We start from the raw sequence: 24,850 nt of genomic DNA, 5'->3' as shown, positions 1-24,850 counted from the left end.
GATGGCGGAGATCGTCACGGTCGATATCGGCGGCACCCATGCCCGCTTCGCCATCGCCGAGGTGGAGGATGGGCGCGTCCTGTCGCTCGGGCCCGAAACCACGCTCAAGACGGCCGAACATGGCAGCTTCCGCCTAGCCTGGGAGACCTTCGCCATGCAGGTCGCCCGCGAACAGGGCCGGCCGCTGCCGCGCGCGGCGGGCATCGCCATCGCCTGCCCGGTGGGCGGCGAGGTGCTCAAGCTCACCAACAATCCCTGGATCATCCGCCCCGCGCTGATCCCCGAGCGGCTGGGCGTGGACAGCTACACGCTGGTCAATGATTTCGGCGCGGTCGGCCATGCCGTGGCGCAGGTCGGGCCCGAACATCTGCGCCATCTGTGCGGGCCGGATATCCCTCTGCCGCCCGAAGGCGTCACCACCATCGTCGGCCCCGGCACGGGCCTCGGCGTGGGGCAATTGCTGCGTCGGCGGGAGCAGAGCTTCGTCATCGAGACGGAGGGCGGCCATATCGATTTCGCGCCGCTCGACGCGATCGACGACGCGATCCTCGTCCGCCTGCGCGCGCGCTATCGCCGCGTCTCGGTCGAACGCATCGTCTCCGGCCCGGGGCTCATCAGCATCTATGAGGCCTTGGCCTCGATCGAAGGCCGGCCGATCCAGCCGCTCGACGACAAGAGCCTGTGGACGGCGGCGCTCGAGGGCAGCGACAGTCTCGCGGCAGCGGCGCTCGACCGCTTCTGCCAGAGCCTCGGCGCAGTGGCGGGCGATCTCGCTCTGGCGCAGGGCGGCACCAGCGTCGTCATTGCCGGCGGGCTCGGCCTGCGCCTTGCCGGGCAACTGCCCAATTCGGGCTTCCGCCAGCGCTTCGTCGCGAAGGGGCGGTTCGAATCGCGCATGGCCAAGCTGCCCGTCAAACTCATCACCCATCCCCAGCCCGGCCTGTTCGGCGCGGCTGCCGCCTATGCCCAGGAGCATACTCAATGACCGATATCGATGCCGTGATGACGCTCGCCCCCGTGATCCCCGTGCTGGTGATCGACGATGTGGCGCATGCCCGGCCGATCGCCGAGGCGCTGGTCGCGGGCGGCCTGCCCGTGCTCGAAGTCACGCTGCGCACCGCCGCGGCGCTCGACGTGATCCGTGAGATGAGCCAGGTCGAAGGCGCGGTGGTGGGTGCCGGCACGGTGCTCAACGCCGCCGATCTCGATGCGGCCATCGGCGCGGGTGCGCGCTTCATCGTCTCGCCCGGCCTCACCGAGCCGCTCGGCCGCGCCGCTATCGATCGCGGCATTCCCTTCCTGCCCGGCATCGCCAATGCGGGCGATATCATGCGCGGTCTCGATCTCGGCCTCACCCGCTTCAAATTCTTCCCAGCGGAAGCAGCCGGCGGAATCAAGGCATTGAAATCGCTGGCGGCGCCTTTCCATCAGGTCCGCTTCTGCCCCACCGGCGGCATCACCCAGGCGACCGCGCCCGATTGGCTCGCCATCGGTGCCGTGCGCTGCGTCGGCGGCAGCTGGCTCGTCCCCGCCGGCGCGCCCGACACCGACGCGATAACCGCCGCCGCCAAGGCCGCCTCCGCGCTCGCCAAGGCCTGAACCAAGGCTCGTTACCCCCTCACAGGGGGGTAACGAGCCAACTCATCCGCGATAGGCCGGCAGCGCCAGTCCCCGCCCGATCGCCAGCGCCCTCAGGCCGAACCCGGCCAGCGCGCCCACCGCCGCCGCGATCTGCGGCGCCACGCCCAGCTCGCCGAGCCCGACATAGGCCACCGCCGCCAGCGCCGCCGCCGTCACATAGATTTCCGGTCTCAGCAGGATCGACGGCTCGCCCGCCAGAACGTCGCGGATGATCCCGCCCATACAGGCCGTCACCACGCCCATCCCGGCCGCCGGCAGCGGCGATATGCCGAAGGCCAGCGCCTTGGCCGCCCCATAGACGGCATAGACGGCAAGGCCTACCGCATCGAACCAATCGAGCGCCTTGGGTCGCCACCAGCGCCGCGGCGTCATCCATACGGCGAGCCCCGCGATCAGGCAGGCCGCCAGCGCCCGGCTGTCCTGCATCCAGAAGACCGGCGCCCCGATCAGCAGATCGCGCACCGTGCCGCCGCCCGTGGCCGTCACCACCGCGAAGAAGAGGAAGGTCACGATCGTCTGCCGCGCCCGCGCCGCCGCCAACGCGCCCGATGCCGCGAACATCGCGATCCCAGCCAGGTCGAGCCAGGCCAGCAGCGCCGGCACGATCCTCATCTGCTCCACCCCTATCATCCGGCCCCCATTCCACCACGCGGCTGATCAGCGGCAGCACAGATAGCCGCCTGCCCGACAGTGGAAAATGGATGATATGCGCCGGATGGCAGGCGTCACATGTGGATAGGCTTGCCCTGCACCGCCATCGCGGCTTCCTTGAGCGCTTCCGAATGGGTCGGATGCGCATGGCAGGTATAGGCGATGTCCTCGGACGTGGCGCCGAATTCCATCGCCTGCGCCGCCTGCGCGATCATCGTGCCGGCGACGGAGGAGATGATATGGACGCCCAGAACGCGGTCCGTCTTCGCGTCGGCGATCACCTTCACGAAACCGTCCGTGTCATGGTTCGCCTTGGCGCGGCTGTTGGCAAGGAAGGGGAATTTGCCGACCTTGACCTCGCCCTTCGCCTTCGCCTGCTCCTCGGTCAGGCCGACGCCGGCAATCTCCGGACGGGTGTAGACGACGCTCGGGATCACCTCATGATTCACGATGCCGGTCAGGCCCGCAATATTCTCGGCGACCGCGACGCCCTCATCCTCCGCCTTGTGCGCGAGCATGGGGCCCGGGACCACGTCTCCGATCGCCCAGATGCCGGGGACCTTAGTGGCGAAATCATGATCGATCTCGATCTGGCCGCGATTATTGGTGTCGAGCCCCGCCTTCTCCAGGCCCAACCTGTCCGTATTGGGGCGACGGCCGATCGAGACGAGCACCACGTCCGCCTCGATCGTCTGCGCCGCGCCACCTGCCGCGGGCTCGATCGTGATGATCGCGCCCTTGCCGTTGCGCTCCACCTTCGTCACCTTGGTCGAGGTCTTGATGTCGAAGCCCTGCTTCTTGAAGAGCTTGGCTGCTTCCTTGCGGACGTCGCCATCCATACCCGGCAGTATCTGGTCGACATATTCGACGACCGTGACCTTGGCACCCAGCCGCCGCCAGACCGAGCCCAGCTCGAGCCCGATCACGCCGCCGCCGATCACGACCAGATGCCCCGGCACCTGCGGTAGTTCGAGCGCGCTGGTGGAATCGACCACCACTTCATGGTCGATCTCGACGCCCGGCAGCGGCGTCACCGAGGAGCCCGTGGCGATCACGATATTCTTCGCCCGCACAAGGCGTCCAGCGACATCGACCGTATCGGCCGAGACGAAGGTCGCATGCCCCTTCAGCCATTCGACCTTATTCTTCTTGAAGAGGAATTCGACGCCGCCGGTAAGCCCCTTCACCGCATCGATGCGCGAGCCATGCATCACATCGAGATCGAGCGCCGCGCCATCGATCTTCACGCCGAACTTCGCGAGCGCACCCGTATGCGCCTCCTCGAACAATTCGGAGGCATGGAGCAGCGCCTTGGACGGGATGCAGCCGACATTGAGGCAGGTGCCGCCGAGCGTCGCGCGACTTTCGGCGCAGGCGGTCTTGAGCCCGAGCTGCGCGGCGCGGATCGCCGCGACATAACCGCCGGGACCGGCACCGATGACGAGGACGTCGAAGTCGTAATCAGCCATTTCAGCCTTCCTCTTGCGTCATCCCGGCGGACATCGCGCTCCCATCCCTTCGGAGCGAATTCTACGCCGCAGGAAACCCCGGCTTCGGGTTCCCGTCAAAGCAGATTTTGACGGGAGGCCCGCGCCGGGGCGACATGTCACAAAAAATCAGAGATCGATCAGCAGGCGGGTCGGATCCTCGATCGCATTCTTGAGCGCGACGAGGAAGGTGACGGCCTCGCGGCCATCGATCAGGCGATGGTCGTAGCTGAGCGCGAGATACATCATCGGCCGCGCGACGATCTGCCCCTTCACCACCACCGGGCGCTCCTCGATGCGATGGAGACCGAGCACGGCGGACTGCGGCGGATTGATGATCGGCGTGGACAGCAGCGATCCGAATACACCACCGTTGGAGATGGTGATCGTACCGCCCTTCATCTCCTCCATCTTGAGCGTGCCTTCGCGCGCGCGCTTGCCGAAATCGCCGATCGTCTTCTCGATCTCGGCGACCGACTTGTCCTGCGCATCACGGATCACCGGCACGACCAGGCCGTTGGGCGCGGAGACGGCGACCGAAACGTCGACATAGTCGTGATAGACGATGTCCTCGCCCTCGATCTTGGCATTGACCGCCGGCACGTCGCGCGCGGCAAGCACGGCAGCCTTCACGAAGAAGCCCATGAAGCCCAGGCGGACACCATGCTTCTTCTCGAACAGATCCTTATATTTGGTGCGCGCCTCGATCACCGCCGTCATGTCGACGTCGTTGAAGGTGGTTAGCATCGCGGCGGTGTTCTGCGCTTCCTTGAGCCGGGTCGCGACCGTCTTGCGCAGGCGCGTCATCTTGACGCGTTCCTCCTTGCGGGCGGGCGCGGCCGCCGGAGCAGCCGGAACCGGCGCCGGCGCCGGCGCGACCTTCGCCTCGGCCTGTCCACTCTTGGCGGCGAGCAGCACATCATCCTTGGTCAGGCGGCCATCCTTACCCGTGCCCCGGATCTTGGACGGATCGACGCCATATTCGAGCACCGCGCGGCGCACCGAGGGCGAAAGCGTCTGCGCCTCGCCCGCCACGACCGCCTCCTCGACGGGGGCGGCGGCGCGCTCCGGCGCGGCAGCGGCCTCGGCCTTGCCCACCGCGGTGCGATCCTCGACCGCGGGCGTCGCACTGGTGGCAGCGGCCTTGCCCGCCTCGATCCGCGCGATCACCGCGCCGACATTCACCGTATCGCCCTCGGCCGCGACCAGCTCGCCGATCACGCCATCGACCGGCGAAGGCACATCGACCGCAACCTTGTCCGTCTCCAGGCTGGCGATCGGCTCGTCCGCCTTCACCGCCTCACCCGGCTGCTTCAGCCATTGGCCGAGCGTCGCTTCCGTGATCGATTCGCCGAGCGTCGGCACCACCACATCGGTCGCCATTGTCACTTGTCCTCTACTTCGTGGCCGAGCGCCTGGGCGACGAGCGCCGCCTGCTGCACGGCATGATTTCTGGCGAGACCGGTGGCCGTCGCCGCCGAGGCCTTGCGGCCGGCATAGATTGCGCGGGCGGGCTTTGCCCCCACGCTCTTCAAGACTTCCTCGATCAGCGGCTCGACGAAGAACCAGGCGCCATTATTGCGCGGCTCTTCCTGCGCCCAGACCACCGTTTCGAGATTGGGCCAGCGCTGGACCAGCTCCGCGATCGCATCCGCCGGGAAGGGATAGATCTGCTCCAGCCGGACGATCGCCGTATTGGCATCGCCCGCCGCGTCGCGCGCCTCGGCGAGGTCGTAATAGACCTTGCCCGAGCAGAGCACGAGCCGCTTCACATCCGCATCGGCCGGCGCCTTGGGATCCCACAGCACGCGATGGAAGCTGCTGTCACCGATGAAATCGTCGATCGACGACACCGCCAGCTTGTGCCGCAGCAGCGACTTGGGCGTCATGATCACCAGCGGCTTGCGGAACTTGCGGACCATCTGGCGACGCAGGATGTGGAAATAATTGGCCGGCGTCGTGCAGTTGGCGACCTGCATATTATCTTCGGCGCAGAGCTGAAGATAACGTTCGAGCCGCGCCGAGCTATGCTCGGGCCCCTGCCCTTCATAGCCATGGGGGAGCAGCATCACGAGGCCGTTGACGCGCAGCCACTTCGCCTCGCCGGCGGCGATGAACTGATCGATCATCACCTGCGCGCCATTGGCGAAATCGCCGAACTGCGCCTCCCACAGTACCAGCGTGTTGGGCGCCTGGCTGGCATAGCCATATTCAAAGCCGAGCACGCCGAATTCGGAGAGCGGGCTGTCCAGCACCTGGAATTTGCGGTCGAGCGCCGAAAGCGGGATATATTTATGCCCGTCCTTCTGATCGACCCAGACGGCGTGACGCTGGCTGAACGTGCCGCGGCCCGAATCCTGGCCGGACAGACGGACGCCATAACCTTCCTGAAGCAGCGAGCCGAAGGCGAGCGCCTCGGCGGTCGCCCAGTCGAAACCCTGGCCCGAAGCGAACATCTGCTTCTTGGCCTCGAGGATGCGGGCGAGCGTCTTGTGGATCGTCAGCCCCTCGGGAACCGTGGTGAGCTGCTTCGCCAGCAGGTCGACCTGCTCCGCCTTGATGCCCGTGACGGCCGAACGCCGCTCGGTGATCGCCTCGCGCGGCGCCGCGAAGCCGGTCCAGTCGCCCTCGAACCAGTCGGCCTTGTTGACCTTGTAGCTCTTGGCGCTCTCGAACTCCGCCTCCAGCTTGGCGATGAATTCGCTTTGCGTGCGGTCGACCCACTCCTGATCGATCACGCCCTCGGCGATCAGCCGGTCGCCATAGATTTTCGATACCGGCGGATGCGCCTTGATCGCGTCATACATCAGCGGCTGGGTGAAGCCCGGCTCGTCGCTCTCATTATGGCCGAAGCGACGATAGCACCACATGTCGATGACGACGTCGCGCTTGAACGTCTGACGGAAATCGGTCGCCAGCTTGCAGGCGAAGGTCACCGCTTCCGGATCGTCGCCATTCACATGCAGGATCGGCGCCTGCACCATCTTCGCGATATCCGACGGATAGGGCGAGGAGCGCGCGAATTGCGGCGAGGTGGTGAAGCCCACCTGATTGTTGATCACGAAATGGACCGTGCCGCCGGTGGAATAGCCGGCGAGGCCGGAGAAGCCGAAACATTCCATGATGATGCCCTGGCCGGCAAAGGCCGCGTCGCCATGGAGCAAGATGGGCAGCACCTTCTCGCGCTTCAGATCGTCGAGCTTGGTCTGCTTCGCGCGGGCCTTGCCGAGCACGACCGGATCGACCGCTTCGAGATGGCTGGGATTGGGTGCCAGCGACATATGCACCTTCACGCCATCGAACTCGCGATCGGTGGAGGTGCCGAGATGATATTTGACGTCGCCCGAACCGCCGACATCCTCGGGATTGGCGGAGCCGCCGGCGAACTCGCTGAAGAGCGCGCGATAGGGCTTGGCCATGACATTGGTGAGCACGTTCAGCCGGCCGCGATGGGCCATGCCGATCACCATCTCGCTGATCCCGGAAAGGCCGCCATATTTTATGACGGCTTCGAGCGCGGGGATCATCGACTCGCCGCCATCGAGGCCGAAGCGCTTCGTGCCGACATATTTGCGGCCGAGGAACTTCTCCCACTGCTCGGCTTCGATCACCTTGTTGAGAATCGCCTTCTTGCCCTCGGGCGTGAAGTGGATCTCCTTGTCGCGACCCTCCATCCGGGCCTGCAGGAAACGGCGCTCCTCGACATCGCCGATATGCATATATTCGAGGCCGACATGGCCGCAATAATTGGCGCGAAGCACCTTCAGCAGCTCGCGCACCGTCGCCGTCTCGAAGCCGAGCGTGCCGCCGAGATAGATGGGCCGATCCATATCGGCTTCGGTGAAGCCGTGAAATTCGGGCGTCAGGTCGCCCGGCGTCTCGCGGCGGGCCAGGCCCAGCGGATCGAGATTGGCGAGGAGATGACCGCGCACGCGATAGGTGCGGATCAGCATCTGCGCCCGGATCGAATCCCCCGCGGCGCGGGCGATCGCATCAGCCGAAGGCGCTGCGGGCGCCACGGCGGCGGCAGGAGCAGGAGCGACGGCGGGCTTGGCGCCCTTGGCCGGCTTGGGCTCGACCGCCATCTGCGTGGGATCAAGCCCCGCGGTCAGCGCATCCGTGTCCGACAGCGGCCAATTGGGGCGGGCCCAGCTCGGCCCCGAAACCGTCGTTTCCAATCCGGCGAAATAGCCTCGCCAATCACCATCGACGCTCTGTGGATCGGCGCGGTATCGCTGGTACAACGCCTCTACAAATGAAGGACTTACACCCTCGAGCCCATCGAAGCCGATACCCTCGATACCCATTTTTCCATCCTTGCCATTCCGCCGCACTCAGCGTCCAGGCCACCCACCGACCCGGACGTGATGCGGCGGTGCTTCCCAATCAACCCTTGAGCACCTCCGCGAGGGTCGTGCCGAGTTCCGAGGGGCTCGCCGCCACCCGGATTCCCGCCTCTTCCATCGCCGCAATCTTGTCCTCGGCGCCGCCCTGGCCACCGGAAACGATCGCACCGGCATGACCCATGCGCCGCCCCGGGGGCGCCGTGCGGCCCGCGATGAAGCCGGCCATCGGCTTCTTGCGGCCACGCTTCGCCTCATCCTTCAGGAACTGCGCCGCTTCCTCCTCGGCCGAGCCGCCGATCTCGCCGATCATGATGATCGACTTGGTATCATCGTCCGCAAGGAAGAGCTCGAGCACGTCGATGAAGTTGGTGCCGTTGACCGGATCGCCACCGATGCCGACCGCCGTGGTCTGGCCGAGGCCGATCGCGGTGGTCTGGAACACCGCCTCATAGGTAAGCGTACCTGAACGGGAGACAACACCGACCGATCCCTTGGAGAAGATCGAGCCCGGCATGATGCCGATCTTGCATTCACCCGGCGTGAGGACGCCCGGGCAGTTCGGACCGATCAGGCGCGACTTGGAACCGGACAAAGCCCGCTTGACGCGCACCATGTCGAGCACCGGAATGCCCTCGGTGATCGCCACGATCAGCGGCACCTCGGCGTCGATCGCCTCAAGGATCGAGTCGGCCGCGAAGGGCGGCGGAACATAGATTACGGAAGCGTCGGCGCCCGTGACCTTCACCGCTTCCTTGACGGTGTCGAAGACGGGAACGCCGATATGCGTCGTACCGCCCTTGCCCGGGGTGACGCCGCCGACGACCTTGGTGCCATAGGCCAGCGCCTGTTCGGAGTGGAAGGTACCCTGGCTGCCGGTGATGCCCTGGGTGATGACCTTGGTGTTCGCGTTGACGAGGATCGACATGGATTTCAGATGCCTTCTTGATCTGGTGAGGCGAGCGGAAGGAGCGGATCAGCCCAGCGAGCTGTCGATCCCCTTGCACGCGACCAGCAGTTCCTTGACCGCGTCGACCGAGACCTGGAAATTCACCTTGGCCTGATCGTTGAGCGCGATCTCGACGATCCGCTCGACACCGCCGGCACCGATCACGACGGGCACGCCGACATAAAGGCCGTCGACGCCATATTTGCCATCGAGATAGGCGGCGCAGGGCAGAACCCGCTTCTTGTCCTTCAGATAGGCTTCGGCCATCTCGATCGCGCTGGTGGCCGGTGCATAATAAGCCGAGCCCGTCTTGAGCAGCGCCACGATCTCGCCGCCGCCCGAGCGGGTGCGCTGCACGATCGCGTCGATCTTCTCCTGGGTCGACCAGCCCATCTTGACCAGATCGGGGATCGGAATGCCCGCGACGGTCGAATATTCCACGACCGGCACCATCGTGTCGCCATGACCGCCCAGCACGAAGGCGGTGACGTCCTGCACCGACACATCGAATTCCTCGGCGAGGAAATGGCGGAAGCGCGCCGAGTCGAGCACGCCTGCCATGCCCACCACCTTATTGTGCGGCAGGCCCGAAAATTCGCGCAGCGCCCAGACCATGGCGTCGAGCGGATTGGTGATGCAGATCACGAAGGCGTCGGGGGCGTTGGCGGCGATGCCCTCGCCGACGGCCTTCATCACCTTGAGATTGATGCCGAGCAGATCGTCGCGGCTCATGCCCGGCTTGCGGGGCACGCCGGCGGTGACGATAATCACGTCCGCACCCGCAATATCGGCATAGTCGTTGGTGCCCTTCAGCCGGGCATCGAAGCCTTCGACAGGGCCGGACTGGGCGAGATCGAGCGCCTTGCCCTGGGGAACGCCTTCGACGACGTCGAACAGGACAATGTCGCCCAATTCCTTGATTGCTGCCAGATGGGCGAGCGTGCCGCCGATATTGCCTGCGCCGATGAGCGCGATCTTCTTACGAGCCATCTAGTGCCCCCGTTTAGCCATCCTCTTGAGTGACGCGGCAGCACGGCAGCGCACCGCCACGAACGACGCGTCCGCTTAGACCCATGAACCCCCCGGGGCAACCGCTCGCATGCGCCCCAGCGACAAGTTTTTCGCAGTCGCGAGGAAAGCGGCAAAAATGGCTGTCACGCCCTGCCATGGCCGGCGGCGAGATAGTCTTCCGACTGCATCTCCATGAGGCGCGAAACGGTGCGCTCGAACTCGAACGCGCCATCGCCCGACGGGTAGAGCGCCTCGGGCTCGGCATCCGCCGTGGCGAGAAGCTTCACCTTATGCTCGTATAAGGCGTCGATCAGCACCTTGAATCGCGCCGCCTCATTGCGCCTGTCCGGCCCCATGATCGGAATAGCGACAATGATTACAGTATGATAATGGCGCGCGATGGCGAGATAATCGGCCGCGCCGCGCGGCTCCCCGCACAGCCGCTTGAAGGAGAAGACGGCAACGCCCTTGAGCGCCTTGGGAACGTGCAGCATCCGCCCGCCCGGCACCTTGATATCCTCCGAGGGCACATTGGCCCGATCCTCCGGCGGATAGTCGGTCAGGCGGAAAAAGGCATGCCGCACCGCAGCGGTCGCCACCGGGCCGATCGGCACATGCCAGGTCGGATGCCCCCCGAGTCTCGCGAGGCGATAGTCGGTCGGGCCGTTCAGCGGCAGGACATCGAGTCGCCGCTCGATCAACGCGATGAAGGGCAGGAAATGCTCGCGATTGAGCCCGTCCTTATAGAGGTCCGCGGGCGGCCGGTTGGATGTGGTGACGACCGTGACGCCCGCATTCATCAGGCCGGTGAACAGCCGGCTGAGGATCATCGCATCGGCGCTGTTGTTGACGACCATCTCGTCGAAGCAGAGCAATTCCGCCTCGCCGGCGATCACGGCGACGACCGCGGCGATCGGATCGCCCTTCTCCTTCGCCCGCTCGGCACGAAGCCGGTCATGCACCTCGATCATGAATTCGTGGAAATGGACGCGGCGCTTGGGCGAAATGGAGACGCAGCCGAAGAACAGGTCCATCAGCATCGATTTGCCGCGCCCGACCCCGCCCCACATATAGAGGCCGCGCGGGCGCGGCGGCGCCTTGCCCGCCAGACGGGCGAGGAAGCTTTGCTTCACCGGCGCGGCCAGTTCCGCGGCGAGGCGGTCGAGTCGTTCGACCGTGGCGCGCTGATCGGGGTCCGGCCGGAGCTCGCCTGCCTCGATCAACCGGTCGTAGCGCGCAATGACGTCCGTCATCCGCGCGCCTTGCGCAGCGTGCCGGAGAAAGCGGCGACCGCTTCCCCCTCTTGCTCGACCAGCCCGCGCAGGAAGATCATCCGGCCCGTCTCCCGCAGCAACTCGACCACAAGCTCGATCGGCGGCCCGATCGAGACGGTGCGCAGAAACTGGGTCGCGCTGTCGACGGTGACGCCGCCCAGCCCGCCCGAGATGCCGAGCGCTATCGTCGCGATGAAATAGGATTGATCGATCGCGGCGAGCAGAAAGCCGCCATGCACCGTGCCGTTGAGATTGCGCTGGCCATCATGCGTGTCGAGCCGCATGCGCACGCTGCGGTCGCCTTCGATGCGAAGCCGGATATCCCCGAAAATATCGGCGAATCCCGTGCCGTCGCTTGCGGGCCGGACAAGCCAGCCCGCATTCTCGGCATCCGGGACGAACCCGTATCGACTGTCCGTCACGCTGCCCGGGCGCCCGTCAGAGCTGGCGCTCCACCACCATCTTCTTCACTTCCGCGATCGCGCGCGCCGGGGACAGCCCCTTGGGACAGACGTTCGAGCAGTTCATGATCGTGTGGCAGCGATAGAGGCGGAACGGATCCTCGAGCTCGTCGAGCCGCTCGCCCGTAAATTCGTCGCGGCTGTCGGCGAGCCAGCGATAGGCCTGGAGCAGGATCGCCGGCCCCAGAAACTTGTCGCTGTTCCACCAATAGCTCGGGCAGGAGGTCGAGCAGCAGGCACAGAGGATGCACTCGTAAAGCCCGTCGAGCTTGGCGCGATCCTCCGGCGACTGGAGCCGCTCCTTGCCCGAAGGCGTGGGCGTCACCGTCTTCAGCCAGGGCTGGATCGAGGCATATTGCGCATAGAAATGCGTAAAATCGGGCACGAGATCCTTGATCACGTCCATGTGCGGCAGCGGCGTGATCCGCACCTCGCCTTTGCAATCCTCGATCGCGGTGGTGCAGGCGAGGCCATTCCTGCCATCGATGTTCATCGAGCAGGAGCCGCAAATCCCCTCGCGACAGGAGCGGCGGAAGGTGAGCGACGGATCCTGCTCGCTCTTTATCTTGATGAGGGCATCCAGCACCATCGGGCCGGTCTCGTCGAGATCGAGCTCGAACGTGTCGTAGCGCGGATTCTCGCCCGAGTCGGGATCGTAACGATAGACCTTGAACGTCTTGACGCTCTTCGCGTCCGGCGCAGCCTTGTGAACCTTGCCCTGCTTCCGGATCTTCGAGTTCTTCGGGAGTGCGAATTCGGCCATCGCTGTGCTTTTCCTCGTGGTTGCGATCCCGATAGCGCCAAATTCCACAGGGTGAAAGGCCGTGGATCGCCCGAGAGGCCGTCCGTCCTCAATCTGTCGCCGAAGCCATCTACGCTCGGCCTGCCGCACGGCCGTTCCGGCGGCGAGTTCAGAGTTCCAAAGGCGAGCAGATGCGCGGCCGAGTCCTGATTTACGTTCATGATCTGCGATCCAGCGGCGTGGTGCGCAACGCACTTTCGATCGCGGCCCGGCTGGCACTGTCGCACGATGTGCTCCTCCTGTCGGGCCATGGCGCAGGCCTCTTCTCGGGCGAGCTCGCACAGGCACGCTTCCGGCATGAAACGCTCTGCACGGCGGAACGGCCCGCGCCCGGCCTATGGGAAACCGCCTGGCGCCTCCGCCGGACAATCCTTGCCGAACGGCCGGACGCGATCCTTTCCGCCGGCAATCGCGGGCATTTCGCGCCCTGGCTTGCGAGCCTCGGCATTCCCGGCCTCCGCCGGGCCTATCGAATCAGCAACGCGATCGATCGCGACGGCGATGGAACATCCTTCATCCGGCGCATGAAGGCCGGGCTGATCGCGAATCAGGCGGACAGGCTACTGCTGGTGGGCACAGCGACGGGAAGATCACCGGTCTTCGCGCCCACGCTTGCCGACGGCCGGGCGATCATCGTTCCAAACGGCGTCGATCCTGTTCGGGCCCGTGCGCTCGGAACCGCTCCTTCGCCGCATCCCTGGCTCGACGCGGACATTCCGGTGATCCTGTCGATCGGGCGGCTGCACGCGCAAAAGGATTTCCCGACGCTGATCCGGGCGGCGGCGGCGGTCAACCGGCAGAGGCCGATCCGGCTGGTCATCCTCGGGGGCGGCAGCGCATCGCTTGCCGCGGGGCTCCGGGAAATTGCCGCCGAGGAGGGGCTGGCCGAGTCGCTCCTGCTCGCGGGCGAGACGAACAATGTGTTCGCCTGGCTCGCCCGCGCCTCGGCATTCGCGCTCAGCTCGCGCTGGGAAGGCTCGTCGATGGCCCTGCTCGAGGCGATGGCGCTGAACCTGCCCCTGGTCGTCAGCCGCTCGGCGGGCGACGCGGCGACCGTGCTGCGCAACGGGCGGGACGGCATGCTCGCGCCGGCTGGCGATGTGGACGCCTTCGCCGCGGCCATCCTCCGCCAGATCTCCGCCGATGCGATCCGCCCCGGCGACCGGATCGAAGCCTATGGCCTCGAACGCTCGCTCGCGCTGTCGGCGGCAGCCATCGCCGAACTGGCCGAGGCCAAGTCCGCCGAACGCCGCCGCCGGCCGATCAGTACACCCGCGCCTTCGGCTTGATATAGTCGATATCGTCGGTGAGCGTGTAATCGTGCACCGGCCGATAATCGATCGAGACCGAGCCTTTATCGAACCAGCTGATGGTATGCTTCATCCAGTTCGCATCGTCGCGGTTCGGGAAATCCTCATGCATGTGCGCGCCGCGGCTTTCCTTGCGGTTCGCGGCCGAATGCATGGTGACGACCGCCTGCGGCAGCATGTTGTCGAGCTCGAGCGTCTCGATCAGGTCGGTGTTCCAGATCAGCGACCGATCGGTGACGCCCACATCCTCGAGACGCGTATAGACGCGGTCGATCTTCTCGATGCCCTCGCCCAGCGTCTTGGCCGTGCGGAAGACGGCGCAGTCGGCCTGCATCGTCCGCTGCATCTCCAGGCGGATCTCCGCCGTGGGCGAGCCGCCCTTGGCATGACGATAACGATCGAGGCGGGTGAGCGCGGCCTCGTCCGCCGCAGCCACGACGGGCCGGTGCTTGGTGCCGGGCTGGATAATCTCGGCGATGCGATGGCCGGCGGCGCGGCCGAACACGACGAGGTCGATCAGCGAATTGGAGCCGAGGCGGTTCGCGCCATGGACCGAGACGCAGGCCGCCTCGCCCACCGCGAACAGGCCGGGGACGACCGTGTCCGGATTGCCGTCCTTCAGCGTCACCACCTCGCCATGATAGTTGGTCGGGATGCCGCCCATATTATAGTGGACGGTCGGCGTGACGGGCAGCGGCTGGCGCGTGAGATCGACGCCCGCGAAGATCTTGCCCGTCTCGGTGATGCCCGGCAGCCGCTCGGCCAGCACCTTCGCATCGATATGATCGAGGTGCAGGTAGATATGGTCCTTGTTCTTGCCGACGCCGCGCCCTTCGCGAATCTCCATCGCCATCGAACGCGAGACGACGTCGCGCGAGGCGAGATCCTTGGCGGACGGGGCATAGCGCTCCATGAAGCGCTCGCCTTCGCTATTGGTGAGATAGCCGCCCTCGCCACGCGCGCCCTCGGTGATGAGCACGCCCGCGCCATAGATGCCGGTCGGGTGGAACTGGACGAATTCCATGTCTTGCAGCGGCAGCCCTGCGCGCAGCACCATGCCGCCGCCGTCGCCGGTGCAGGTATGCGCCGAGGTGGCGGAGAAATAGCAGCGACCATAGCCGCCCGTGGCGAGCACGGTCGCATGGCTGCGGAAGCGGTGGATCGTGCCGTCTTCCATGCACATGGCGATCACGCCACGGCATTCGCCGCCTTCCATGATCAGATCGAGCGCGAAATATTCGACGAAGAAGTCGGCGTCATATTTCAGGCTCTGCTGATAGAGCGCATGAAGCATGGCATGGCCGGTGCGGTCGGCGGCGGCGCAGGTGCGCTGCGCGGCCGGGCCCTGGCCCATATTCTGCATCATGCCGCCGAAGGGACGCTGATAGATCTTGCCTTCATTCGTGCGGCTGAACGGCACGCCGGCATGTTCCAGCTCATAGACGGCGGCGGGCGCCTCGCGGCACAGATATTCGATCGCGTCCTGATCGCCCAGCCAGTCCGACCCCTTGACGGTGTCGTACATATGCCAGGTCCAATGATCCGGCCCCATATTGCCGAGCGAGGCGGCAATGCCGCCCTGCGCCGCCACCGTGTGCGAACGCGTGGGGAACACCTTGGTGATGCAGGCGGTCTTGAGGCCGCTTTCGGCGATGCCCATCGTGGCGCGCAGGCCCGATCCGCCCGCGCCGACGACGACGGCATCATAGATATGATCGATGATCTTATAAGCCTCGGCCATCAGGCGGGCACTCCCCCGAACGCGATCTTGAGGATCGAGAAGATCGCCAGCGCGCCGCCGCCGATCGCATAGAAATTGAGCAGGATCAGGCCGAGTATCTTCGTCTGGTCATGCTGATAATCCTCCAGCACGACCTGCAGCCCCAGCCGGAAATGCCAGAATGTGTTGATCACCATCAGGATCAGCAGCACCGCGTTGAGCGGCGAGGCGAGCCACAGATAGACGACCTTATGATCCATCAGCGGCAGCCGAAGGAGCGATACGACGAACCACAGGACGAGCAGGAGATTGCCCGCCGCGGTGACGCGCTGAAGCCACCAGTGATGCGCGCCCGACTTGGCCGAACCAAGCCCGCGGACGCGGCCGATGCCCGTTCCCGTACCCATCAGTGCCTCGCGATGATCGGCGCCCAGACGAGCGCGGTGACGACGGTCGATCCGACCATGGTGGCGATCGCCCAGGCCCGGTTGGTCTTGAGCTCATAGCCCGCGCCCGTATCGAGCAGCAGGTGGCGGATGCCCGAGAACATATGCTGGAAGAAGGACCAGCTCAGCCCGATCGCGACGATCCAGCCGATCGGCGAGGTCGCGACCTTGAGGAAGGTGGCATAGGCTTCAGGGCCGCTCGCAAGTGCGACCAGCCACCAGACGAAGCCGATGCCGCCAATGATCGCCAGCGCGGAACCCGTGGCACGATGCAAGATGGAAACCGCCATATGCGGCCCCCATTTCCAGATCGTCAGATGCGGTGACAGCGGCCGCCCCGGATTGCGCGACATGGATCCTCCCGTTCGTCTAACGCCCGTCCTTTAGCCGAACATGCTCATGTTGCAACTGCTGGCGGCACGGAATGCGGCAGCTAACGACATGTTTACCACCCCGCTTTATCCCACGTCAGAATGGCGGACAAAGGGTTAGTCGCGATGATGATGATGGGCTCGCAGTTGCAACCGGGAGAAGTCTCGCTCGACGAGAGCGAAATCGCCCTGCGCCTGTCCGCCTATAATGGCGACGGACGGCTGCGGCAGGATCTCGCGCGCCTGTGGGATCGGGCCGGGTCCGTGGTGATGGAGGCGACGCGCGCCTTTCTGCGGCCGTCGCCCGACGACCATCATCCCTCGCCGATCGGCGCGACCTCGCGGCGTTTCGGCGAGACGGTCGAGCGGCTCGTACGGACGATGTTCGAACAGCCGATCGACGCCGCCTGGATCCAGGCGATCGCGCATCACGGCACGATCATCGCGGAAGAGGGCGTAGCACTTCCGCTCGTCACCGATCTGATCGCGCGTCACTGGTCTGCCGTCCATCGGCGGATCGCGGCGCGTTTTGGGGATGACGCCGCATTCGTGACCTTTGCCGGCGAGCTGCTGTTCCGCCTCCTCGCGGTGGAGCTCGAGATCATCAATGCCCAGCTCGGCGCGATCGGCCGGCTGGAGACGACGCTCGCCCGCGTCGTCGAAAGCAATGCCTTCCGCAGCGATATTTCGGAGATCCTCACCGAAACGCTGCAGGATTCGAAGAAATTGCGCAGCCATACGGGTGACGTTTCCTCCTCCGCGCGCGGCATGCTGGGCAAGGCGTCCGAAGTGGCCGCCGCCGCCGAACAGTCCGCCGTGGCGATGCGCGAGGCGGCGCGGACCGCCGCCGGGCTGATCCGGGCGATCGAGGAGGCACGCGGCGAGGTCGAAGTCGCCGCCGGCATCGCGACTCGCGCTACGGACCAGTCGGCCAAGGCGGTCGCCATATCGCAGGCGCTGTCCGGCCATGCCCAGGCGATCGAGTCGATCCTCGGCCTGATCCGCGACATTGCCGGCCAGACCAACCTGCTCGCGCTCAACGCCACGATCGAGGCGGCGCGCGCAGGCGATGCCGGGCGCGGCTTCGCCGTGGTGGCGCAGGAAGTGAAGAGCCTCGCCAACCAGACGGCGCGCGCAACCGACGATATTGCCGCCAAGATCCTCGCCATCCAGGCCGCGACCCGCCAGACGGTGGACGCCAATGGCTCGATTCGCGACACGGTGGGCGAGGTGCAGACCTCCGCCCAGCGCATCCGCGAGGCGATGGAAATACAGGCGCAGACGGTGACGATGATCACCGCCGCGGTCGACGAGACGGCGCTGGCGGCGGATTCCATGTCCTCCACCATCGCCGCCATTCGCAGCGAGACGGAGAATGTCGCCGGCGACATCGATCAGTTGAGCGCACGCTTCCGCGCCGTCGACACGCAATTGTCGCGGCTGGAGACGACCACCAGCGAATTCGTCTCGCGCATCGCCGCCTGAGAGGCCCTTCCCTGATGCGCCCCGGCCGCCTATCGGCGGGCGCATGACCACCCATATTCTCGTTACCGGCTCCAGCCGGGGCATCGGCCGCGCCGTGATGCAGGCCTTCCGGGATCGCGACGTCCACCTCGTCGGCCATGCCAGCCGCGCGTCGGACAAGACCGCAATCGCCGCCGACCTGTCGCGCGAAGGGGCTGCGGCGGAGCTGTGGGAACAGGCGCTCGATCGGCTCGACGGCCGCATCGACGCGATCGTCAATAATGCCGGCATCTTCGAGGCCGCACCGCTCGACATGGCCGATGCCGAATGGTCGGCCGCCTGGGAGCGGACGATGCGGATCAATCTCACCGCCTCGGCCGAGCTTTGCCGGCTGGCGGTGCGCCATTTCCGGGAGCAAGCACGCGGCGGCCGGATCATCAACATCGCCAGCCGCGCCGCCTATCGCGGCGACAGCCCCGCCCATTGGCATTATGCCGCGTCCAAGGCGGGCATGGTGGCGATGACCAAGACGATCGCGCGCGGCCACGCGGCGGAGAATATCCTCGCCTTCGCGGTCTGCCCCGGCTTCACCATGACCGGCATGGCCGAGGATTATCTCGCCAGCCGGGGCGGCGACAGGCTGCTTGCGGACATCCCGCTCGGCCGCGTCGCCATGCCTGAGGAGGTGGCCGAAACCGTCCGCTTCCTCGCCCTGGAAGCGCCGCCGTCCATGACGGGCGCGGTGATCGACGTGAATGGAGCAAGCTATGTCCGATAGCGGCAATCTGCCGGACTGGACGCCGCAGGCGAGCCAGAGCTGGAAACTTACCCTGCCCTGCAACAAGGAGGAGGCCGAGGCACTTTCCGGCCATGTCGCCGCGTTCGACGATATGGACGCGCCGCCCGTGCTGATGACCAGCGAGCCCGATCCGGCCAGGCCCGACGATTGGCAACTCGACGCCTATTTCGAGGGCGAGCCCGATCCGGCGACGATCGCGCTGATCCGCGAGCTGGTGCCCAGCGCGCGTGGGATCGAGGCGCTGATCGAGCCCGTCGAGGATGCCGACTGGGTGACGATCAGCCAGAACTGGCTGGAGCCGATCCGCGCCGGACGCTTCTTCGTCCATACCGCCGCCCATGCCGATGCCGTTCCCGCCGAGACGGTCGCCTTCCATATCGAGGCGGGCCGCGCCTTCGGCACGGGGCATCATGAGACGACCACGGGCTGCCTGCTGATGCTCGACCGGCTGGCCGAGGACGGCGCGATCTTCGCCAATATCGCCGATATCGGCACGGGCACGGGTCTGCTCGCCTTCGCCGCCCGCGCGCTCTGGCCACAGGCACGGATCATCGCGTCCGACATCGACCCCGTCTCGATCGATGTGAGCGAGGAAAATGCCGTGGCGAACGGCATTCCGACCGGCGAAGGCCCCGATCACCTCGAACTGATCGTGGCGCCCGGCGTGGAGCATGAGCGGCTGCAAGCACGCGCGCCCTACGACCTGCTGATCGCGAACATCCTTGCCGGTCCGCTGATCGATCTGGCCCCGTCCTTTTGCGCCGCTGTCGCGCCGGGCGGATCGGTGATCCTGGCGGGGCTGCTGGATCATCAGGCCGATGCGGTGATCGCCGCCTATGCGGACGAAGGCCTCCTGCCCGCCGACCGCATCGACCGCGGCGATTGGCCCACGCTCCGCTTGAAGAAACAGAGCTGAGAGCCCGAACGGCCGAGGCGACAAACGCCTCGGCCGCGAAGCGCCGCTTTGCCTTAAAAGGCCGCGGAGATCGAGAAGACCACCGTCGCGTCGGCGATCGACTCGGTGCCGCCCTTGCTGAAGTTCGGCAGCAGATAGGCCGACTCGCTGCGCGAGATGTCGGTATCGACATAAGAGACGCCGACCGTCAGATTCTTATAGACGGCCCAGTCCGCGCCCGCCGACCAATCGAAATATTCGCCCGTCGGCGCGACGCTGGTGCCGTTCGGGCCCAGGCCGGGATTGCCGTCCGAATAGCCCGCATGCGCCTTCAGCGTGATGGGCAGGTTCGGGATGGCCGCCGCCGCATCGCCGGAGATATAGAGATTATCCTCTTTCTGGCCCCGGCTGTTGGGCGCGTTGGACACGTTGGCGAGGGCGAATTGCTTCGGCGCATAGGCCACGCCCGCGGTAAGCGTCGCCGGGCCCACCGTGTGGCTCAGCTTGGCATAAAGCTCGGCGAAATCGGTTTCGTTGGCGCCGCCCGGATACATGTACCAGAGCAGGCCGACATCGATCGCGCTGCCATCGTTGATCGGCATCTTGAAGCCGCCGAATAGGTCGAGCTCCATGTTCGATCCGCCGAACGTGCCCCAGCCGGAGAGATTGGACCCCCATGTGCCCACATAAAAGCCGCTCTCGTGCGAAATGGTGAGGCCGCCCTGAACCGCCATTTCCTCGTCGCTCTGGGAAACGCCGCGGAAGCGATAATCAGACACGAGAGCAACACTACCGCTGATCGTGATCGGGCTGGACGCCTCTTCCTGCGCAAAGGCAGGCGCCGCCATCGCCGCAGCTATGACCGACAGGAAAAGAGCACAGGAATTCTTGCGCATAGAGAAATCCCCCCTCGTGGTTACTGGCCCAGTTCCGCCCTGCGCAAAAAGGACCGGATCTCTTTTCCCCGACAAGCGGACGGACCCGATGACCTTCCTGCAGCTATTTTTATTGCAGAATTACAATGCACCGCACAACTTACCCAAATCAGAAAAAATGCTTTCACGCATCGACTGTTGCTTGACAGCAACAAGATAAGATCAGTTCAGTTACTTTTCACGCAATATAGTCGGCATGATTGGGAATTTATACGTAAGTAAAACGTCTTAGCCCGCGCGCCAGATCATCGATCAGATCTGCCGGATCTTCCAGGCCGATATGCAGCCGCACAAGCAGCCCTTCCCCCTGCCAGCGCCGGGCGGTGCGGATACGCGCCGGATCGACAGGAAGCGCCAGGCTCTCGAAACCGCCCCATGAAAAGCCGATGCCGAAAAGCTCCAGTCCATCGATCAGCCGCGCGCGCGCCGCATCGTCGCCGCCCTTGAGCATGAAGGCGAACAGGCCCGAGGCGCCCGCAAAGTCCCGCGCCCAATATTCATGGCCGGGGCATCCGGGCAGCGCGGGATGAAGCACGCGCGCGACCTCGGGCTGCTCGGCGAGCCATTGGGCCACCGCGATCGAGCCCTCGCCATGCGCCTTCAGCCGCACGCCCAGCGTACGCAATCCGCGGCTGCCGAGAAAGGCATCGTCGGGGCTGATGCATTGACCGAGCAGATGGGTATAGCGGCGCAGCGCCTCGAAATGGCCGGGCGCCGCTGTCACCGATCCGAGCATCGCGTCGGAATGGCCGACGACATATTTGGTGCAGGCGAGAATCGAGAGATCGACGCCATGACCGATCGCGGGGAAGAGGAGCGGCGTCGCCCATGTATTGTCGAGCAGGGTGACGATGCCGCGCGCCTTTGCCGCCGCGCAGATGGCAGGCACATCCTGCACCTCGAAGGTCAGGCTGCCCGGGCTTTCGAGGAACACCGCCTTGGTCGCATCGGTGAACAGATCGGCGATGCCGGCGCCGATCAGCGGATCATAATAGCGCGTCTTGATGCCGAGCGGCGCGAGCATTGCGTCGCAAAAGGCGCGCGTCGGCTCATAGGCGCTGTCGACCATCAATAATTCGTCGCCGGGCGAGAGGACGGAGAGCAGCGCGGTCGTGACCGCCGCCACGCCCGAGGGATAGAGCATCGTGCCCGCAGCGCCCGGCTCGAGCTCGGTCAGCGCATCGGCGAGCGCCCACTGGGTCGGCCCGCCGCGTCGGCCATAATAGAGCCGGTCATTGGGCGAGCGGACGGCCGCGCGCAGATCGGCGACGCTGTCGAACAATATGGTGGAGGCGCGCCAGACGGGCGGGCTGACGATGCCGGCGGTCCATTCCTTGCGGCGGCCGGCGGTGACGAGACGGGTGGCGGGGCGGTCGGCGGGCGAATGTGTCATACACATTCCTTGCACCGAACATCCCCGCCGGGAAAGACGGGAGCGAAAAGCCTCAGGCCAGCGCCTTCTCGGTCCCCGCATCCGCGCCCCATTCGCTCCAAGAGCCGTCGTAGAGCGCGACATCCTTCTTGCCGAGCAGCGCCGCACCGAACAGCAGCACGGCCGCCGTGATCCCCGATCCGCAAGTCGTGACCAGCGGCCGGGACAGATCGACGCCCGCTTCCTCGAACACGCCGCGCAGTTCCTCGCCGCGCTTCCATGTCCCGTCCGTGTGGAACAGCCGGTCATAGGGCAGGTTGACGCTACCCGGGATATGGCCGGGGGCAACGCCGGGGCGCGGATCGGATTCCTGCCCCGAGAAGCGCGCCGCCGAGCGGGCATCGACAACCTGCTCGGCCCCGCTGCGCAGATTGGCCTTCATCTGATCGAGCGTGCGGATGGTGGCGCTGTCCTTCCAGACGGTGAAGTGGCGGTGGCGCAACGTCTCCTTGCCGCTGGCGAGCGGCCGTCCCTCGGCCTTCCACTTGTACAGCCCGCCATCGAGGATCGCCACATCATGCGCGCCGAACAGCTTGAACATCCACCAGGCGCGCGCCGAGGTGTGATGCGGGCTATTGTCGTAAAGGACGATGCGGCTGCCATCGCCGAGCCCCAGCGCCTGCATGCGGCTGGCGAACTTCTCGGCGGGCGGCAAGGTCGAGGGGAGCGCCGAGTCGCTGTCCACCAGCCCGCCCAGATCCATGAACACCGCGCCCGGAATATGCTCCGCCTCATATTCCGCCCGCGCGTCACGCTCGGGCGACAAGGCGAAATAGCTGGCATCGACCACCCGAAGATCGGGCGTGCCCATTTCGCCGGAAAGCCATTCGGTGGTGACCAGTAATTCCATGACTTGCATCCTTCCACAACGATCACAGGCGCGCCGAACAAGCGGAACCGAAAAGCGTTCCGAAAACGGCCGCGCTTGCCTTTGCCTGGGGAGGAGGAAGCAGCGAAACTGATATGCCTTATCTTAATCATTTGCGGAGCTTGCGTCGAGCCCCCTATTGGCGATCGCTCGCCCTTGGTTGCGCGGTGCCGCGGCGCACCCTAGATCGTGGAGCCATGAGCCCCATCCATCTCGGCCAGACATCGGCCCTGCCCCAGACGCCCGAAGCGGCGATCCTCGATTATGTCCCCAATCCGCGCCCCGGCCGCCCTTATCTGGTGCGCTTCACCGCACCCGAATTCACCTCGCTCTGCCCGGTGACGGGCCAGCCCGATTTCGCCCATCTGGTGATCGACTATGCGCCGGGCGAAACGATCGTCGAATCGAAGTCGCTCAAGCTGTTCCTCGGTTCCTTCCGCAATCATGCCGCCTTCCACGAGGATTGCACGGTCGGCATAGGCGAGCGGCTGACAAGCGAGATGAAGCCGCTCTGGCTGCGCATCGGCGGCTATTGGTATCCGCGCGGCGGGATACCGATCGACGTATTCTGGCAATCGGGCCCCGTGCCGGAGGGGCTGTGGCTGCCCGATCAGGGCGTGCCGAGCTATAGGGGGAGAGGATGATGCGCCTGCTGGCCGCCCTGTTGACCACGGCCCTGATCGCGACGCCCGTGGCGGCGCAGCAGCCGAAGCCGAAACCCAATCCGTTCAGCGACCGGCTGGAGAAGCTGGACGATATTCCCCGCCGCGCGACGCTGCGCCGGGCGATCCTCGACTCGGGTCAATATTGCAACCGGGTCGATGCCGCCGGCCGGCAGCAGGACTACAAGAATCTGGTGATGTGGACCGCGCGCTGCGGTCGCGGCGGCGATTATGCGCTGTTCATCGGGCCGGACGCGTCGGTGCAGGTGCGGCGCTGCCCCGAGCTCAAGACGCTGGGCCTGCCCGAATGCAGGCCCCGCAAATAGCGTTCAGACCAGCTTGATCTCGCGCAGCCGCTGCCAGAGATACTGATCCGCCGTGATCGGCTCCGGATAGAGGTTCGGCCGCTCTGCATCGATGCAGGAAGGCAGCGTCTCGATCAGGAAATCGGGGCGGAAATGCAGGAAGAAGGGCATCGAATAGCGCGAGAAGCCGCGCCGTTCGGGCGGCGGGTTCATCACCCGGTGCGTAGTGGAGCGCAGCACATTGTTGGTGAGCCGCTGCAGCATGTCGCCGACATTGACGACCAGCTCGCCCTCGCGCGGCGCGACCGCCAGCCACTCGCCATTGCGGTCGAGAAGCTGGAGCCCCGCTTCCTCGGCGCCGAGCAGCAGCGTGATGGTGTTGATATCCTCATGCGCACCGGCGCGGATGCCGGGAGCGTCGGGCGAGACCGGAGGATAATGGAGCAGGCGCAGCACGCTGTTGCCATCCGCCACCGTATCGTCGAACCAGTCGGGCGCGAGGCCGAGATGGCGCGCGATCGCGGAAAGCAGCCGCTCGCCCGTATCCTCGAACGCCGCGAACAGAGCGAGCTGCGTCTCGCGGAAATCGGCACTCTCGTCTGGCCAGAGATTGGGCTGCATATATTGGGCGAAGCGATGCCCTTCGGGCAGCTCGCGGCCGACATGCCAAAATTCCTTCAGATCGACATGGGTCGCATCCTTGGCGGTCTCGATCCCGAAAGGCGTGTAGCCGCGCGCACCGCCGGTGCCGGGCACATGATAGCGCCGCTTCACCTCGTCCGGCAGCGCGAAGAAGGCCCGCGCGGCGGCATCGGCGCGGGCGATCAGCGCGGAATCGATGCCATGGTCGGAAACAACGGCGAAGCCGAACCGCTCGAAAGAGGTGCCGAGCGCATGAGCGAAACCTTCCGGGTCACGCGCCTCCCCGGCGAGCGAGACGGAGGCGATCGTGGCGGGTTCTGCGGTGATGGTCATGCGCGCCTTCTAGCGCGCCGCCGTAACGGCGCAAAGCGGGAGGATCGCG

Annotated in this window: 24 protein-coding genes; 8 read left to right on the top strand and 16 right to left on the bottom strand. The window is 65.8% G+C overall.

Annotated features, from left to right (window positions below; all coding sequences use genetic code 11):
• Nucleotide 1 precedes the first annotated feature (1 nt).
• The gene (locus CLG96_RS10840) at nt 2-985 is read left to right on the top strand and encodes a glucokinase (protein ID WP_107967894.1); all 984 of its coding nucleotides are present in this window, start codon (nt 2-4) and stop codon (nt 983-985) included.
• Complete coding sequence (gene eda / locus CLG96_RS10835; protein WP_107967893.1) at nt 982-1,599, top strand: bifunctional 4-hydroxy-2-oxoglutarate aldolase/2-dehydro-3-deoxy-phosphogluconate aldolase; 618 nt, start codon at nt 982-984, stop codon at nt 1,597-1,599. Before CLG96_RS10840 ends, eda begins: the two co-directional genes overlap by 4 nt.
• A 42-nt stretch (nt 1,600-1,641) precedes the next feature.
• Here eda and CLG96_RS10830 read toward each other — a convergent pair whose 3' ends face one another.
• The 9 genes from CLG96_RS10830 to CLG96_RS10790 all read right to left on the bottom strand — a co-directional run bounded on the left by CLG96_RS10830 (nt 1,642) and on the right by CLG96_RS10790 (nt 12,580).
• Nucleotides 1,642-2,253 carry a trimeric intracellular cation channel family protein gene (locus CLG96_RS10830; RefSeq protein ID WP_243395734.1) on the bottom strand — a complete coding sequence of 204 codons (612 nt, stop codon included), beginning with the start codon at nt 2,251-2,253 and terminating at the stop codon, nt 1,642-1,644.
• A gap of 113 nt (nt 2,254-2,366) precedes the next feature.
• Nucleotides 2,367-3,761: a dihydrolipoyl dehydrogenase gene (lpdA, locus tag CLG96_RS10825; protein ID WP_107967891.1), complete on the bottom strand. Its 1,395-nt coding sequence runs from the start codon at nt 3,759-3,761 to the stop codon at nt 2,367-2,369.
• A gap of 147 nt (nt 3,762-3,908) precedes the next feature.
• Nucleotides 3,909-5,162, bottom strand: a complete 1,254-nt coding sequence (odhB, locus tag CLG96_RS10820) for a 2-oxoglutarate dehydrogenase complex dihydrolipoyllysine-residue succinyltransferase (RefSeq protein ID WP_107967890.1) — start codon at nt 5,160-5,162, stop codon at nt 3,909-3,911.
• Nucleotides 5,163-5,164: 2 nt separating this feature from the next.
• Nucleotides 5,165-8,086 (bottom strand): 2-oxoglutarate dehydrogenase E1 component, encoded by a 2,922-nt coding sequence (locus tag CLG96_RS10815; protein WP_107967889.1) that lies wholly within the window; start codon nt 8,084-8,086, stop codon nt 5,165-5,167.
• 79 nt (nt 8,087-8,165) lie between these two features.
• The gene (gene sucD, locus CLG96_RS10810; protein ID WP_107967888.1) at nt 8,166-9,050 is read right to left on the bottom strand and encodes a succinate--CoA ligase subunit alpha; all 885 of its coding nucleotides are present in this window, start codon (nt 9,048-9,050) and stop codon (nt 8,166-8,168) included.
• Between the two features lie 48 nt (nt 9,051-9,098).
• Nucleotides 9,099-10,061: a malate dehydrogenase gene (mdh, locus tag CLG96_RS10805; protein WP_107967887.1), complete on the bottom strand. Its 963-nt coding sequence runs from the start codon at nt 10,059-10,061 to the stop codon at nt 9,099-9,101.
• 164 nt (nt 10,062-10,225) lie between these two features.
• On the bottom strand, nt 10,226-11,335 hold the full coding sequence (zapE, locus tag CLG96_RS10800; RefSeq protein ID WP_107967886.1) for a cell division protein ZapE: 1,110 nt from the start codon (nt 11,333-11,335) through the stop codon (nt 10,226-10,228).
• Complete coding sequence (locus CLG96_RS10795) at nt 11,332-11,778, bottom strand: PaaI family thioesterase (protein ID WP_107967885.1); 447 nt, start codon at nt 11,776-11,778, stop codon at nt 11,332-11,334. The genes zapE and CLG96_RS10795 overlap by 4 nt, the downstream gene beginning before the upstream one ends.
• 16 nt (nt 11,779-11,794) lie before the next feature.
• Nucleotides 11,795-12,580, bottom strand: coding sequence for a succinate dehydrogenase iron-sulfur subunit (locus CLG96_RS10790; protein ID WP_107967884.1), 786 nt, complete (start codon nt 12,578-12,580; stop codon nt 11,795-11,797).
• Nucleotides 12,581-12,750: 170 nt separating this feature from the next.
• Here CLG96_RS10790 and CLG96_RS10785 point away from each other — a divergent pair, with 170 nt between their 5' ends.
• On the top strand, nt 12,751-13,908 hold the full coding sequence (locus tag CLG96_RS10785; RefSeq protein WP_107967883.1) for a glycosyltransferase: 1,158 nt from the start codon (nt 12,751-12,753) through the stop codon (nt 13,906-13,908).
• Here the strand turns inward: CLG96_RS10785 and sdhA are convergent.
• From sdhA to sdhC, 3 genes are read right to left on the bottom strand one after another with little or no spacing between them, the layout of a single operon-like run.
• Nucleotides 13,883-15,670, bottom strand: a complete 1,788-nt coding sequence (gene sdhA / locus CLG96_RS10780) for a succinate dehydrogenase flavoprotein subunit (protein WP_107967882.1) — start codon at nt 15,668-15,670, stop codon at nt 13,883-13,885. The genes CLG96_RS10785 and sdhA overlap by 26 nt on opposite strands.
• Nucleotides 15,670-16,056 carry a succinate dehydrogenase, hydrophobic membrane anchor protein gene (gene sdhD, locus CLG96_RS10775; RefSeq protein WP_107967881.1) on the bottom strand — a complete coding sequence of 129 codons (387 nt, stop codon included), beginning with the start codon at nt 16,054-16,056 and terminating at the stop codon, nt 15,670-15,672. Before sdhD ends, sdhA begins: the two co-directional genes overlap by 1 nt.
• Nucleotides 16,056-16,448, bottom strand: a complete 393-nt coding sequence (gene sdhC, locus CLG96_RS10770; protein ID WP_107967880.1) for a succinate dehydrogenase, cytochrome b556 subunit — start codon at nt 16,446-16,448, stop codon at nt 16,056-16,058. Before sdhC ends, sdhD begins: the two co-directional genes overlap by 1 nt.
• A 144-nt stretch (nt 16,449-16,592) precedes the next feature.
• On the opposite strand from sdhC, the gene CLG96_RS10765 reads away from it, so the two are divergent.
• From CLG96_RS10765 to CLG96_RS10755, 3 genes are read left to right on the top strand one after another with little or no spacing between them, the layout of a single operon-like run.
• Nucleotides 16,593-17,951, top strand: a complete 1,359-nt coding sequence (locus CLG96_RS10765) for a methyl-accepting chemotaxis protein (RefSeq protein ID WP_107967879.1) — start codon at nt 16,593-16,595, stop codon at nt 17,949-17,951.
• A gap of 43 nt (nt 17,952-17,994) precedes the next feature.
• Entirely contained in the window at nt 17,995-18,708 is a 714-nt protein-coding gene (locus tag CLG96_RS10760) for an SDR family NAD(P)-dependent oxidoreductase (RefSeq protein ID WP_107967878.1), read from the top strand.
• Nucleotides 18,698-19,645 carry a 50S ribosomal protein L11 methyltransferase gene (locus CLG96_RS10755; protein WP_107967877.1) on the top strand — a complete coding sequence of 316 codons (948 nt, stop codon included), beginning with the start codon at nt 18,698-18,700 and terminating at the stop codon, nt 19,643-19,645. The genes CLG96_RS10760 and CLG96_RS10755 overlap by 11 nt, the downstream gene beginning before the upstream one ends.
• A 53-nt stretch (nt 19,646-19,698) precedes the next feature.
• Here CLG96_RS10755 and CLG96_RS10750 read toward each other — a convergent pair whose 3' ends face one another.
• From CLG96_RS10750 to sseA, 3 genes are all read right to left on the bottom strand, one after another.
• Nucleotides 19,699-20,520 (bottom strand): TorF family putative porin, encoded by an 822-nt coding sequence (locus CLG96_RS10750; protein ID WP_107967876.1) that lies wholly within the window; start codon nt 20,518-20,520, stop codon nt 19,699-19,701.
• 247 nt (nt 20,521-20,767) lie between these two features.
• On the bottom strand, nt 20,768-21,952 hold the full coding sequence (gene metC, locus CLG96_RS10745; RefSeq protein WP_107967875.1) for a cystathionine beta-lyase: 1,185 nt from the start codon (nt 21,950-21,952) through the stop codon (nt 20,768-20,770).
• A 52-nt stretch (nt 21,953-22,004) separates the two neighbouring features.
• Nucleotides 22,005-22,841: a 3-mercaptopyruvate sulfurtransferase gene (gene sseA / locus CLG96_RS10740; protein WP_107967874.1), complete on the bottom strand. Its 837-nt coding sequence runs from the start codon at nt 22,839-22,841 to the stop codon at nt 22,005-22,007.
• A gap of 215 nt (nt 22,842-23,056) precedes the next feature.
• Here sseA and queF point away from each other — a divergent pair, with 215 nt between their 5' ends.
• Both queF and CLG96_RS10730 read left to right on the top strand, forming a co-directional pair.
• The gene (gene queF, locus CLG96_RS10735) at nt 23,057-23,503 is read left to right on the top strand and encodes a preQ(1) synthase (RefSeq protein ID WP_107967873.1); all 447 of its coding nucleotides are present in this window, start codon (nt 23,057-23,059) and stop codon (nt 23,501-23,503) included.
• The gene (locus CLG96_RS10730) at nt 23,500-23,847 is read left to right on the top strand and encodes a hypothetical protein (protein WP_243395733.1); all 348 of its coding nucleotides are present in this window, start codon (nt 23,500-23,502) and stop codon (nt 23,845-23,847) included. The genes queF and CLG96_RS10730 overlap by 4 nt, the downstream gene beginning before the upstream one ends.
• A gap of 3 nt (nt 23,848-23,850) precedes the next feature.
• Here the strand turns inward: CLG96_RS10730 and CLG96_RS10725 are convergent, their stop codons facing one another.
• Complete coding sequence (locus CLG96_RS10725; protein ID WP_207796660.1) at nt 23,851-24,801, bottom strand: isopenicillin N synthase family dioxygenase; 951 nt, start codon at nt 24,799-24,801, stop codon at nt 23,851-23,853.
• Nucleotides 24,802-24,850: the final 49 nt, after the last annotated feature.

Origin of the sequence: Sphingomonas oleivorans (assembly GCF_003050615.1) — a bacterium.
GTDB classification, from domain to species: Bacteria; Pseudomonadota; Alphaproteobacteria; order Sphingomonadales; family Sphingomonadaceae; genus Sphingomonas_H; species Sphingomonas_H oleivorans.
Note: the sequence above shows the minus strand (reverse complement) of the source record. Positions and strands in the feature narration are given on the sequence as shown.